Here is a 13,846-nt window from a genome sequence, read left to right as displayed (position 1 = left end):
CACAAACGAATTTATGACCGTATTCTGGAGAGATGTATTCCTGTCCGTATCAATAACCGGAATATTCGTCAGGACAATGCAACAGCTAATTTAAAACAGGCAAAAAGAATTCTGTTAAACAATCATACTCCGAACCAGAACTGAAGCAAAGAAGCATAACACGATAATTATTCTTCACTGACAGTGGTACTACTTTCTTTCCTTATTTATCACCAGAAACATGCCACTGTCAGTTATCCGAAACTATAGTACCAAACCATAAGATTTTAAAACCAATACTGCCCGGATACGGGCATAAAAAGGAGGTGCCAGATATGGCAGATAAAAAAATCATGACACCGGAAGAAAAAGCACTTTTACAGGCAAGACACCGCCAAGAAGAAGCCGAAGCAAGAAATCGCAAAAAAGAACGTGATGCCAGAACACACCGATTAGTCCAGGAAGGAGCCATTTTGGAAAGTATTGTTCCCCATATTAAAGAAATGGATTTGGATTCCCTGAAACGGGAGCTGATAATCCGGCTACGAGGAATGTAAACGCACAAGTTCTACTCCCGAAGGGCGCACTTACTCACCACCCGATAAATCGGGCGGTGGTATCCCCTACGGGGCTCGTGCGCTCTGCCGAGGGATTTTCCGCTGTTGCAGGCAACATCGAAAGGAGGTGCCAGATATGGCAATTTATCATATGCAAGCCAAAGTTGTCAGCCGTGGTTCCGGACGTTCCGCTGTCGCAGCTTCTGCTTATATGAGCTGCAGCCGGATGTACAATGATTACGATGGCATCCAGCATGATTACACCAGAAAGCATGGACTCATTTATCAGGAAGTATTGCTTCCACCGATGGCTTCACCAGAATGGAAAGACCGTGAACAACTCTGGAATGCTGTGGAAGCTGCAGAAAAAACAAAAGACAGCCGACTGGCAAGGGAATTTGTTGTCGCACTTCCCGTTGAATTAGATAAGGACAGTAATATTTCTCTTCTAAAAGATTTTATTCAAAAGAACTTTGTAGATATGGGCATGTGCGCTGACTTTGCTATTCACGATACGGATGGACACAATCCTCATGCACACATTCTGCTTACCGTCCGTCCACTGAACGAAAACGGAACATGGCAGTATAAAACAGAAAAAGAATATCTCTGCATAAAAAATGGAGAAGAAAAAGGATTTACAGCTACTGAATTCAAAGCTGCTCAAAAAGATGGCTGGGAAAAGCAATACAGATATAAAGTTGGGAAAAAGAAAGTTTATATGACCGCATCTGTCGCACAGGAAAAAGGCTATGACCGCATCGACAAGCATCCAAAAAGCAGCCGCTATGGCAGACAGAATCCCATTTCTGAACAATGGAACAGTGATGAGCAACTCTGTATCTGGAGAGCAAACTGGGCAGATACTGTAAATGAAATGCTTGCCCACAATCAGATAAATGCATCCATTGATCACCGCAGCTTTGCAGATCAGGGAATCACCGAACAGCCGACCATCCACGAAGGCTATATTGCTCAAAACATGGAAAAGAAAGGAATGATAGCTGACCGCTGTGAAATCAACCGCCAGATTCGTGCAGATAACCAAATGCTCCGGGAATTAAAAGCTCAGGTAGAGAAACTGGCTCAAGCTGTCAAAAATTCTATTCCTGTAATTGCAGAAACAATGGAAACTATCCGAAATCATATGATTTTTACACAATATCATTTACTTCATAATGAGATGCAAAAAGAAGTAATTCATGATTGGATGAATCATTTTAATCCAATACTGAATAAATACAACACCGTTAAAAAGAAACTCAAAGCTAAAGTTACAGAACGGAAAGAGCTGAATGTAGAAAAAGAGAAAACCAGTATTTTGAATCCCATCCAGCATATAAAATTGAATCAGCAGCTTACCACTGTTACGGAAGAAATTGAAGAACTGAAATCAAGGAAAGAGCAACTAATCTTCCAGGCACAATGCTCCACTGATAAAGATATGACGAATCTATCCAAAAAATATGACCAGATGAATAGCAATCTTGATATCCTGGATTCTCAGGACATCTCCCTTAAAAAGCAGCTTAAAAAAGACGCCGCTGCTTTCCGGGAAGAAAAATTTCGTCCTGAACCTGAACAGTATACAGAATTGCTGGACACCAGAATCCAGATACGTCCTAATTTCCGGGATAAGCTGATCGAGCAGCTCAAAGGTACTTTTGGTAAGTATTATGACTATCACCGCCGTGATATTGCCGCCAATGAGGTAGATTATCTCAATGTGGAAGATCCTGATGTTTTTTCCCATCGTGCCTGGGAACTTGAATATCAGAGGAAACAGGAGATGCGGCGAAATCAGCCTGCCAGAGCTAAGAAAAGGTCATATGATATGGAATTATAATCATCATCGAGTAGATAATATGCTCTTACAACTCTCTTGTTTAAAAGGCGTATGGATTTAAAAGTTCCATACGCCCAATTCACTTTAACCAGTTACAATCTGCCATGTTTTCTTGTATAAAACCACATTCATTATAATGCTGAGATTCTTTGTTGCATATCAATAACTTGAACTTTACTATTTTTAAGAACTAATCCATACGAAAAATGAATCGTATTTCCTCCCACTGGTTCAAATTTAACATATTGTCCACATATATTTCTATTACGTTCACCAAATATTTTCTTTATCTTTTCTGGCAATACACTATATATCGGACATGACACATCTATAGTATAAAATCCATTTTTCATAGGATTACCTCTGTCACTAAACCATTCACTTATTGAAATTCTATTACCTGCTACAGATTTACATTGAGCTGTATATTCTTTGCCACGTAATGTAAACATTAATGGGGTTTCCTCTGGAATATTAGAAGATACTTGAAATCTTATCTTTCCATCATTCATTTTCCAGCTCAATGAAGCTTCAATCTTCAATTCCTTTCCATTAATAGGTTGTTTAGGTTCTAATTCCTCGGGCAATGGCAATAAATCTCCCATCTCAACGTAATGATTTTTATAATACCATCTACCATATTTCTGTATAAATCCCCATGATGACAAATAATTGCTGTTTAACTGATCTATAGTAGCATCCGAAAACTGAAATCCTCTTTTTGAATAATCTACTCTTGAATATGCACGTAAAATTTTAATAATTGGTATATGATATTTATTATAGGCATCTATATATGGCAAACATTCAATATCATAAATATTATCCGAAGCATTCTCATAAGATTTTCGACGAGCACATATGAATTCATATATTTTCTCATCAGTAACCTGTTCATTGACTGGTTGTGGCGTAACAGAAAAATAAAAGTCTCCCACTAACGAAGAATATTCCCATGAAAGCTGTTCTTCTCCGTATTGGCTAATTGATATTTCTGACACTTTATTTCTAACAAATTTAAACATTTCTTCAATTTTCAAATTTGGAATAAGCATAGCATCTTTTAAAACTTGTGTATATAATCCATTACTACATTGTCCATCAAATGCACTACAGTCAGCGCTTGTAGAATAAGCAATCATAGTACCTTTAGGTGGATTATTAAATGGCGCAAAGCCTGTTAAAAATCCCCTCCCCATAGCAAAAGGATTATCTCGACATGCATCCAATATACATATTAATGTTTTTCCCTTATATGAAGATGCACCTTCTAACAGCGAATTTAAACAATAACAAGAGACCATTGTCTTGCTTTTATCACTTAACTTTAAATCAATAGGAACGATAAAATTTTTACCGTCGATTTGCATACCATGCCCTGCATAAAAAAATACCCCTACAGCATATTCATCTAATGCCTGTAAAAAATCATTAACAGATTTTTGAATATCTATTAAATTTGCATCCATTATTTTTGTAACATCAAAATTTAATTTATTCAAAATACTAGCAATATCGTCAGCATCATTCTTAGGATTATTCAATTTCCCTACATTTGAATAATCAGAATTACCGATTACTAATGCAATTCTATCCATTATTCTCACCTCTGAAATTATCTTACGTTTTATTTCATAATTAAAAATTTTAAATTCATTTCTTAATATAAATTTTAATCTGTTATTTTGATCATACCACCTTCTTAGCCCATTTTATATAAACTCTTACAAACACTGAAAAGCTCCCGAAGGAGCTTTCCACGCTTTAAATATACACTAATTCTTTCAACACAATCTCTTCTGCAGCATTCCGGGCATTATTTACCGCTCTAACCCATTCCATCTGGTCACGAGCTTTCAATTCTTCCGTAATGCCCTGCTTCTCCATCATCTGACTCACCAGAATATCCATTCTCTCCTGTGCTTCATCGTCCACAGTATTCAGATGTTCTGTCAGTCTGTCTTCCAGCATATACAGTGAATACATTGCCGGACGATGCTCTTTCAGATATGTTTTCCGCATCATTCCATATTTCCCATAATGCGGTTCTTCATCTGTACTGACAAGATTCGAATAGTAAATTCCGTCTGCGCCAAGTGTGTAGGTTCCACCCATTTTTTCAAATGTGCTTTTCATGTGTTATTCCTCCTTGAAATCAGCGATGTCCTTAAATCATCGCAAAATATTTCAGGGCAGCCTTGATAGCATCTTCTTTCTCTTTCGGGCATTGTGGAACTCTTGCATTTTCTGATTTTGGAAGATTATAGTTTTCTCCCACTTCAATTCCACATTTGCGTTTTACCTGAGAAATATATAAACTTGAAACCTTCAAGCCAAATTCTTTCAACACATAATCTTTGATTTCCTGATAGGTTGCTTTCAACTCGGCACTGGTGGCATCCAGCTCGTCCAGGTCTAAGTCGATCTCTATCGTGTCATCTGGTTTTTGTTGGGACAAAAGAACAACCGTCTCCACATGTACCGTCCCCGGAAACATATCCACATTGCTCACTCTCTCCACATGATATCCAAATGTTTCAAATGTAGCCAAATCCTGTGACAGGCTCGTCGGTTTACATGAAATGTAAACAATATTCTTCACTCCATAATCAATTATCTTTCTGATTGCTTTTGGGTGTATTCCTTCTCTTGGTGGATCCAGTATAATATAATCAGGTTTTTCTTCAATTTCATCTATTACTTTCAAGACATCGCCTGCTATAAACTCACAGTTATCAAGACCGTTTATTGCTGCATTTTCTTTTGCTGCTTCTACTGCTTCTTCCACAATTTCAACACCTATGACTTTTTTTGCGACCGGTGCTATAATCTGTGCAATCGTTCCTGTTCCGCTGTACAAGTCAAAAACTACCTTTTCTCTGAATACCTCCGCGGCATCTGAATCGTTTTTTACATCTGTAATATTGCTTTTTTCAGAATTTTTTATATTATTTGCTTTATTCACTGCTGCAGTGTCGATTTCTTCTGGATATTCTTGTTCTATGCTTTTACCGAGTATATAATCTCTTGCTCTTGTATAAAGCACTTCCGCACCTTTTGTGTTCGTCTGAAAAAATGAGAATGGTGAAATTTTAAATTGAAGTCCAAGTATTTTTTCAGTAAACCAGTCTTTCCCACTTATTATGTGCATCTCGTCACTTTTTACAACGTCTCCAAGTCCGTCATTGACAATATGAATAAATCCTGTGAGTTTTCCATTGTATTCTATCTGATTTAATTTCTCAGAGACTTCATTGACGTACTCTGTTATATCCTGCTGTGATGATGTTACAAGTGCTACGAGCAATTCTTCCGTTGATACTGCTCTTCGTACAAGCAAATGTCTGAGCACTCCCTCATGGGTATTTTTATTATAATGCGGTACCTGTTTTTCTCTGAAATATTCAACAATACAGTCTATCACCTTTGAGTAATCATCATCTACTATTTTACAGCCTGATGCATTCACAATGTCATGGACACTTCCTTTTTTATGAAGTCCTAGTGTAAGCGGTCCACCCTTATATTCATCTCCGAACGAAAATTCCATCTTATTTCTGTAACCCTGTATTTCGGGACTTGCAAGTATTCCGTCATATATATAATCTTTTTTTATGTTAAGTGATGAATCAAGTGTTTTATATACATTGTCTATTATCTCAAGCACCTGATTTTTTTTGAGTTCAAGCTGCTTTTCATACGGAAGTGTCTGATAACTGCATCCTCCACATTTTCCAAAGTGGCTGCACATTGGGTCAGCTGTCTCTATTGGTGACTTTTCTGTTACTTCCAGCAAAATTCCCTGGCTCTTATCTTTTCTTACTCTCTTTGCCCTGAATTTTACTTTTTGTCCCGGCAATGCCCCTTTTACAAGTGTGAGTGTTTTATCTTCATTTCCGTTTTCATCAGTTTCGATTACCTCGACATATGCTTTATTTGGAAAATCAACTTTTTTTACAACTCCTTCATATATGTTTCCCTTTTTCATATATAATCCGCCTTCCTCTAACCAACAAAAAGCAGTGAAGATATTTTATCGTTTCTGGTACAACGAATAATTAATTTATGTTGTACTATACACAAACGCTGTGCCAATAACTCTATATCTCTCCCTGCTTTTCATTGTACTGTTTTTAGTTTTATTTTGTTCTGACATTTCCAAGTATTGTAAGCTCTTTTACACATTCTCTTATACATGCAAGTGCATTTCGTACACCCGGATCGTTCAAATTTCCTTCAATGTCAACAAAGAACTGATACTCCCAGTTTCTATTCTCTATAGGTCTAGATTCTATTTTAGTAAGGTTTAAGTCATTATAATAAAAGTTGGAAAGCATATTGTAAAGTGTTCCAGCCTGATGCTTTATTTCAAAAGAAAGACTTATCTTATTTGCATTTGAGAGAAATACTTTCTGGTTTGTCACAATTATAAATCTTGTATAATTACTGCTCTCAAAATTGATGCTTTCTTCAAGTACATCAAGTCCGAATATTTTGGCAGCTCTCGTGCTTGCAATCGCTCCCTGAGAAATATCATCTTCCTCTGCCACTTTTTTAGCCGCGCTCGATGTGCTCATATATGATTCACTTTCCATGTTATGCTCTTTTATAAATTTTGAACACTGCATAATTCCCTGCGGATGTGAATACACCTTCTTTATATCCGATACTTTTGCTCCCTGTTTGCCAAGAAGTGCCTGTTCAACTTTTACTACATGTTCTGCAACTATTGTAATATCATAGTCGAGCAGCAAATCATAAGTGTCATTTATTCCGCCTGTCGATGTGTTTTCAATAGGAATAACTCCGTATTTTGCTTCTCCGTTTGCAACTGTTTCAAGCACTTCCTTAAAAGAAAGTCTGTTCATTGAAGTTATATCTGTTCCAAATACTTCCTCCATTGCCTGTTCAGTATATGCCCCGTGTTCTCCGAAGCATACAATCCTTGTGTCCTTGTCTACATCGAGCTTGTCCACCTGTTTAAATGGTAAAATCTCGTTTGTTTCACTTCCAAGGACTTTATACTGATACTTTCTGCTTATTGACATTATCTGTCTAAAGAGATCCTCTATTCCTGTTTTATTAAACTCATCCTGTGTAAGTTCTCTAAGAGCATGAATTTTTTCTTCTTCTCTTGCAGGGTCAAAAACTTTTTTCCCTGTACTTCTTTTATATGCCGCAACGTCTGTCGCAACTTTCATTCTTTCCTCAAAAAGACTTGCAATCTCCTTATCAATCTTGTCAATCTTTGCTCTGCTTTCTTTTAAGTCAATAACCATAAATCTATTTTCCCTTCAGTTCTTTATCTTAATTTTTCAAAAATGCGTCATAACATTTCTTTGCTTCGTAAACATCAGCTTTACTTGCAATTTCCCATGGTGCATGCATATTTAAGATAGGCACGCCGCAATCAATTACTTCCATTCCATAAAGTGACATGATATATGCGATAGTTCCGCCACCGCCGACATCAACTTTTCCAAGTTCTGCCATCTGGTAATTTACGTTATTATCATCCATTATCTTTCTGAGTTTTGCAATATACTCTGCATTTGCATCGTTTGAGCCTGATTTTCCGCGGCTTCCTGTAAATTTGCTGAATACAACGCCTCGTCCGCAGAATGAAGCATTTTTCTTTTCAAATGCTTCTACAAAAAGAGGGTCATAACCTGCATTTACGTCTGATGAGAGCATCTTGCTGTTTGCAAGACATCTTCTGAGTTTAATATCTGTATAATCTCCCTGAAGACTTATAATCTCAGCTACAACATTCTCGAAAAATCTTGACTGCATTCCTGTTGCACCTACACTTCCTATCTCCTCCTTATCTACAAGAAGACAGCAGGCTGTTCTTTCAAGTTCCGCTTTAGTTCCAAGCATTGCTGCAAGCGATGTATAAGCACACACCCTGTCATCCTGTCCGTAAGACATTATCATACTTCTGTCAAACCCGAGTTCTCTTGCTCTTCCTGCCGGTACAACTTCAAGCTCAGATGACATAAAATCCTCTTCATCCATTCCGTATTTTTCTTTCAATATAGCAAGTACACCTTTTGATACGGCTTCTTTCTCTTCTCCGTTAAGCGGTATACTTCCGACCAAAACATCAAGTTTTTCACCTTCAATAACTTTTGCTGCTTTCTTTTCCATCTGGCTTCCGGCAAGATGTATTAAAAGGTCACTTACGCAAAATACAGGGTCATCATCATTTTCACCTATATTCACATCTATTACACTTCCGTCTTTCTTTGCAATAACACCATGTATTGCAAGAGGAATTGTAACCCATTGATATTTTTTAATTCCGCCATAATAGTGTGTGTCAAGATATGCAAGTTCGCTGTCCTCATATAACGGATTCTGCTTTATATCCATTCTAGGGGAATCGATATGAGCTCCGAGTATATTCATTCCATTCTCAAGATGCTCTTTTCCTATTTGGAACATTGCGACTGTTTTATCCATGCATACAGAATATACTTTATCACCACATTTAAGTGTTTCTCCGGATTTGAGATAAACATCCAAATCTCTGTAACCGGCACTCTCAGCCTGTGCAATAATCTGTTTTACACACTCTCTTTCCGTTTTTCCTACCGACAAAAAGTCTCTATATTCTTTACAAAGTTTTTCTAACTCTTTTTTGTTATTTTCATCATATGATTTCCAAGCATTTTTTCTTTCCATAATAAACCTCTTTTCTGCGCATATTATTCAACGCATATTAAGTTAGTGTCAAGCCGGTACTAAATTCGTATCAAGTTAGTACCAAGCTGCATACCTTTACATTTTATATCCTAAATACCAATAATGCAAGCACTACTGCAATAAAAGCCTGCCTTATCTTTGCTGTCATATAGTCTTTTATCGAAAGATTTGTGTCTGATATAACGCTGTATGTCTGTGCCACACTCGAAATTCCGCCAAACGCACACAGTCCAATCGTTATCAATGTTTTCATTTCCGTATTAAACAATAAAATACCTGACAAACCGTTAAGGCCCGCTATCTGCATAACACCTGTACTTACTTCCGCAATTCCCGCCAATATACAGCCTATTATGCTATACTTTACCGGTATTATATATTCTATTATGCTCGTTATTATGGAAAATAAAATTATATATCCGCCAATTTTAAGAATTGTTTCGCATGATTCTCCAATACTCTCATCAACCGCTTCCATTGTTGGATAATTTTTATCAGATGTCTCGTCTTTTTTTATGTCACAGTCTTTTTTATCTTTCCGCCAATCTTCAACTTTTGCTATACCGCCACTACATTTTTTCTTTGCAGACATAACTCTGTAAAGCCATGCGTTTATGATGGCTGAACCTGCTGCTACTGCCAGTACAAGAAACGGTCTTTTAACATCAAGACATTTTACGCCGATAAATTCAATTAAAAACATCGGACTTAAATTATTGCAGAATGTAAGCAGATATTGTGCTTCTTCCCGCCCTATATCTTTATTTTTATACAACTGTGCCGTTGTCTTTGCTCCTACTGGACATCCGGCAAGAAAACCGATAAGTATCGGATAACTTCCCTCCGCACTCACACCAAAAATAATACCAAACAACGGTTTAAAAAACCTGTTTATGTACTTTGTAACTTTCATTTTGATAAGTATATTCGATAATATCATAAAAGGAAGCAATGATGGAACTATAGCCATAAACCATAGCAACAGCCCATCTTTTGCTCCCTCACTTACAACTGTCGGCATAATCGTAAACAACACTATCATGCTGACGATTACAAATATAAATGTTTTTCTCCTCATGATACGCACCTCATTTTATGCATATTTCCTACAGTCCTACAGCTTTCACTGCAAACACTGCCGCATTAAATCCATACATCCGCCGCATAAAGCCATTCAAGCGCAGGTAATTTTATTTATGAAAAAAAATGCTTTTGTATCATATTTATGTAATCATTTATTTTTTATAACTATCTCATGCAATGGTGCGTCCTCCTGCTTCAATCCAAGCAGTGAATCAATACATTTCTTCAACGTATCATCATAAGTCATCGCATAATGGCTTATAAGCTCTATTCCGACAAAATTTATATTATCATCAATCGAACCGAGAAAAGCAATATTTTTGCCATCCTCTGTGAAATATCCGTTCACTTTCTTCAAACCGTTCATATATACACCCTGCCAGTCCTGATAGTTTGAATCAAACAATTCAGTTACCACCTCCTTATTGTCTATTATAAGGTTTGGATAACCATTTTCAAAACTAATGCTGTTACATAAAACTCCAAGAAATACCATATTTCTCGTGATTTTATCATAAGGCATATGATCTGCATTTATGACTATCTTAATTCCTTTTTTAGCTGTATCTCTTACTATTTTTTCAGCCGCATCCTTATCATCATATGTAAATCCGCTGAGATAAACCGTATCATATTTTGACAATTCCGAAACACTGTATTTCTCTATGTTATTTTCCGTACCCTCATAAATCTGCGGATATATCATTGCCAATTGATGCACATTATCACCGATTCCAATAGCCTTATAGGCACTCTTGACCTCAAATGATTTTTCTTCGCATTCCTCCTGATTAAAAAGCGCATATTTTTCATTTGATGCAACAAATTTATAATTCTCTTTTTTGGCAGCTTTTTTGACCATCTGCATATCTGAATCTTTATTTCTCATTTTAGATTTCTGTATCACGACAGTATCATATTCTGAAGCCAGACACCTGTCAAAAACATACAAATACTCACCTAAATCCATTGCTTCGGCTGCATCATCTGCAATTTTGCTTCCGTCTGTTTTTCCTGCCACAATCATCTTATGTTTAGTTAATCTCTGCGCCTCCTGCAATATGCTGTCAGATACACTGTCATCTGAAACAATAACAGCACTGTCTTTTTTCTGATATGCTATGTATATTGCCGGAACCAAATCAATACAAAGCAGTATACATACCGCAATCTGAAGCTTTACTTTCAATGTATTCCACATGATAAAAGCCATAAATATACATGTGTATGCCAAAATAAGCAAAACATACAATCTGTCACTTCTATATCCTGACTGCTTTACAAACCACACGCTCAAAGGCTTCACCGCAAACAAAAAAAGAACAATTCCACATAAAAAAATAATATTTGTCTTTCTGTGGCTGCATATAACACCAAAAATCGCAAGTAAAATAATTGCAATACCAAAATAATATATAATCTGTGCATTTTTAAAATTATAAACAGGATTTAACACATCTTTTACTGAAAAAAATACTGAGTTATCACAAGCTACAAAATTTTTATAATAAAATTCTTCATTTACAGCAGATTGATAAATTGTGACTGCATCAGGCAGCAATAATGCAATCCCCGGTGCAACAGCTCCGTGTTTGTCCCTGTTTACACTTTTCCACAAAAAAAGAATTAAAACAATACATATCGAAACTACTGCTGCCGAATATGCATCAATCTGTCTTAAGATTAACATACTGCCAAATGTCAAAACAGGTAATACCTCTGTTTTGGTATTTATATATTCAAAACAAAGATACATCAACATTGGAACTGCAGCCATACATATCTGCGATTCTATACTGTCATTGACAATAATATCAAAAAAATTGAATGGCAAAAACATCCAAATCAATCCGATATATACTCCCGTTACATATCTTTTCAATCTGCAGCCTATCAATATCCAGCACAATAAAGCCACTAAACCTATAATTATAACCATATTTTCCTCGCTTCAAATCAGTACACTAAAACTGTTTATCATTCAATAATTCTCTGTACTAATCTACAGTATCACTCAAGCATGTTATCTATTATATTATCTATAACTTCATCTACCTGCTTTTCTGTCAGTCTTGACATATTTTCCTTAAAATCAAGTCCGTTTCTCAAATCTATAATATAGCTTCTTGTCGGTGTCTCACTGCTCTCCATGACGGCAAGTTCTCCACCAAGTTCCATTATGATTTTTCTTATCTCAGTACAAAAATAATCTGATATATTTTCCAACGTAGGAACAACTGTATCAAACGGCCGAATTTCATTCATTACTCTGCCTTGAAATTTTTCCAGATATTCTTCAATTCCCTTTTCAAATTTATTGAAAAGCACAAACTCCCCTTCGCTTTTCATTATATAAAAGACGAATTCCCATGTGTGTGGATGCGTCTGTCCGTTTTTTCCGTTTATTATAATATAATGATTGGCATTAAGATAAAATTTAAATTTGTATTCCCTATAAAGTTTTGTTGTCATATCCATTGAATATTCAACCTCCTGATACTGACATCTGCATATACAAGTATTTCAAACTTTTTAAATATAATGCAAGTTTCAAAATATATTTTGCCCCCAACATCTTAATATATAATTAAATTTTTTCCTTTGTTTTTTTCAAATACGCTTTGCAGTATTTATTCAGTTCTATGTCGCCCTTATTCCACTCACCTGATCCTAAACACTTGTCCGACTTTCCTACAAGCATCTGCATGATATTTTTTATTTCCTCACGGGAATGGTCTATAAATACCAGCATTACTGCATATTTATCATTTATTCCGCTTATCTCAAAACGAAGTGCTTTTTTCCCGACAACCCACTGGGCTCTCTGTAAAAACTTATCATATACTTTTTTCTCCTTGAATACAATAGTTTCAAATCTTATAAAAGAAATGTCTTTTGTTTCAAGTTTTTCCATAAAATTGTCAACTGTTTTTTCTTTGAATACTGTATTTTTTACATCATATTCATTCAACATGCGAAGCTCATTTTCTATATTTTCAATACTTATATTTTTCGTTCTGAGCTGTTCTTTCAAACCGTCAATTTCAATCTGCTTTTTATCATTTCTGCCTGCCATTATCATCGTTATTACAAGCAGCATTAACAGCATCGATGCGACGCTTATAACTATTATTATCTGTGCCTGCATAAAATCATTATTAGACAATACAAACTTCTGATTTGTAAGCAGGCATATCTTATATTCAGTACCGTTTATCTCAAACAATGTGCCGGATGCAATATAACTTTTTCCCGACTGTGTTATAAAATCATGATGTACCTTGTTCTTCTCCAAACTGTTCAAAAATTTTTTTCCACTTTCAGATACATAGTAAGACGCCGTTGAAAATCCTCTGTACTGGTCGGTTTCCGTAACATCCTTTACAAATACAATCGAGTCCTTCTTTGATAAAGTCCAGTATTCCTTTTCTGAGTTGTCAATTGAGCCAAGTATCTCTTTTATTGATTTTTCATCAACATCAGACTCAGATTCTCTTATATTTATCTGGTCAAGAACAAGTTTTATATATTGATCCTGCTGTCTGGCATAAATTTCCAAAACACTGTTATTATATATTTTCAACTGGAATAATACCACACCGCTCAAAACTATTGAAAAAATTATCATTGCAATTGAAACTTTTTTAAATATCCTGTTTTTCTTCATTTTATA

Annotated in this window: 11 protein-coding genes and 1 pseudogene; 3 read left to right on the top strand and 9 right to left on the bottom strand. The window is 35.9% G+C overall.

The window, feature by feature from the left end:
- From ACZLXV_RS11650 to mobQ, 3 genes and pseudogenes are all read left to right on the top strand, one after another.
- Positions 1–144 (top strand): annotated as a pseudogene (locus ACZLXV_RS11650) (ATP-binding protein); the annotation flags it as partial.
- A gap of 170 nt (positions 145–314) precedes the next feature.
- Positions 315–536, top strand: coding sequence for a DUF3847 domain-containing protein (locus tag ACZLXV_RS11645; protein WP_005348485.1), 222 nt, complete (start codon positions 315–317; stop codon positions 534–536).
- A gap of 136 nt (positions 537–672) precedes the next feature.
- Positions 673–2,382: a MobQ family relaxase gene (gene mobQ / locus ACZLXV_RS11640; RefSeq protein WP_006858999.1), complete on the top strand. Its 1,710-nt coding sequence runs from the start codon at positions 673–675 to the stop codon at positions 2,380–2,382.
- A 131-nt stretch (positions 2,383–2,513) separates the two neighbouring features.
- On the opposite strand, the gene ACZLXV_RS11635 is transcribed toward mobQ, so the two are convergent.
- The 9 genes from ACZLXV_RS11635 to ACZLXV_RS11595 form a co-directional block, all read right to left on the bottom strand.
- Positions 2,514–3,980, bottom strand: coding sequence for a caspase family protein (locus ACZLXV_RS11635; RefSeq protein WP_006859000.1), 1,467 nt, complete (start codon positions 3,978–3,980; stop codon positions 2,514–2,516).
- Between the two features lie 166 nt (positions 3,981–4,146).
- Complete coding sequence (locus ACZLXV_RS11630) at positions 4,147–4,518, bottom strand: TnpV protein (RefSeq protein ID WP_006859001.1); 372 nt, start codon at positions 4,516–4,518, stop codon at positions 4,147–4,149.
- A gap of 31 nt (positions 4,519–4,549) precedes the next feature.
- Positions 4,550–6,370 carry a class I SAM-dependent RNA methyltransferase gene (locus ACZLXV_RS11625; protein WP_482383543.1) on the bottom strand — a complete coding sequence of 607 codons (1,821 nt, stop codon included), beginning with the start codon at positions 6,368–6,370 and terminating at the stop codon, positions 4,550–4,552.
- 151 nt (positions 6,371–6,521) lie between these two features.
- Positions 6,522–7,661 (bottom strand): prephenate dehydratase, encoded by a 1,140-nt coding sequence (gene pheA, locus ACZLXV_RS11620; RefSeq protein ID WP_482383542.1) that lies wholly within the window; start codon positions 7,659–7,661, stop codon positions 6,522–6,524.
- Between the two features lie 28 nt (positions 7,662–7,689).
- Positions 7,690–9,069 (bottom strand): aminopeptidase, encoded by a 1,380-nt coding sequence (locus tag ACZLXV_RS11615; RefSeq protein ID WP_482383541.1) that lies wholly within the window; start codon positions 9,067–9,069, stop codon positions 7,690–7,692.
- A 103-nt stretch (positions 9,070–9,172) separates the two neighbouring features.
- Positions 9,173–10,168 carry a nucleoside recognition domain-containing protein gene (locus ACZLXV_RS11610; protein ID WP_367335020.1) on the bottom strand — a complete coding sequence of 332 codons (996 nt, stop codon included), beginning with the start codon at positions 10,166–10,168 and terminating at the stop codon, positions 9,173–9,175.
- Between the two features lie 153 nt (positions 10,169–10,321).
- Positions 10,322–12,112, bottom strand: a complete 1,791-nt coding sequence (locus ACZLXV_RS11605) for a DUF8560 domain-containing protein (RefSeq protein ID WP_482383540.1) — start codon at positions 12,110–12,112, stop codon at positions 10,322–10,324.
- Positions 12,113–12,183: 71 nt separating this feature from the next.
- On the bottom strand, positions 12,184–12,651 hold the full coding sequence (locus ACZLXV_RS11600; protein WP_482383539.1) for a 6-carboxytetrahydropterin synthase: 468 nt from the start codon (positions 12,649–12,651) through the stop codon (positions 12,184–12,186).
- 109 nt (positions 12,652–12,760) lie between these two features.
- Positions 12,761–13,840, bottom strand: coding sequence for a hypothetical protein (locus tag ACZLXV_RS11595; protein ID WP_482383538.1), 1,080 nt, complete (start codon positions 13,838–13,840; stop codon positions 12,761–12,763).
- Positions 13,841–13,846: the final 6 nt, after the last annotated feature.

It is taken from the genome of Butyribacter sp., assembly GCF_056818865.1.
The sequence above is the reverse complement of the archived record's forward strand: the minus strand, read 5'-3'. Positions and strand labels throughout refer to the sequence as shown.

Excerpts from the sequence above, each read along its gene's own strand:
- ACZLXV_RS11645 (WP_005348485.1), top strand. The coding sequence starts at position 315 with ATGGCAGATAAAAAAATCATGACACCGGAAGAAAAAGCACTTTTACAG.
- mobQ (WP_006858999.1), top strand. The coding sequence starts at position 673 with ATGGCAATTTATCATATGCAAGCCAAAGTTGTCAGCCGTGGTTCCGGA.
- ACZLXV_RS11635 (WP_006859000.1), bottom strand. The coding sequence starts at position 3,980 with ATGGATAGAATTGCATTAGTAATCGGTAATTCTGATTATTCAAATGTA.
- ACZLXV_RS11630 (WP_006859001.1), bottom strand. The coding sequence starts at position 4,518 with ATGAAAAGCACATTTGAAAAAATGGGTGGAACCTACACACTTGGCGCA.
- ACZLXV_RS11625 (WP_482383543.1), bottom strand. The coding sequence starts at position 6,370 with ATGAAAAAGGGAAACATATATGAAGGAGTTGTAAAAAAAGTTGATTTT.
- pheA (WP_482383542.1), bottom strand. The coding sequence starts at position 7,661 with ATGGTTATTGACTTAAAAGAAAGCAGAGCAAAGATTGACAAGATTGAT.
- ACZLXV_RS11615 (WP_482383541.1), bottom strand. The coding sequence starts at position 9,069 with ATGGAAAGAAAAAATGCTTGGAAATCATATGATGAAAATAACAAAAAA.
- ACZLXV_RS11610 (WP_367335020.1), bottom strand. The coding sequence starts at position 10,168 with ATGAGGAGAAAAACATTTATATTTGTAATCGTCAGCATGATAGTGTTG.
- ACZLXV_RS11605 (WP_482383540.1), bottom strand. The coding sequence starts at position 12,112 with ATGGTTATAATTATAGGTTTAGTGGCTTTATTGTGCTGGATATTGATA.
- ACZLXV_RS11600 (WP_482383539.1), bottom strand. The coding sequence starts at position 12,651 with ATGGATATGACAACAAAACTTTATAGGGAATACAAATTTAAATTTTAT.
- ACZLXV_RS11595 (WP_482383538.1), bottom strand. The coding sequence starts at position 13,840 with ATGAAGAAAAACAGGATATTTAAAAAAGTTTCAATTGCAATGATAATT.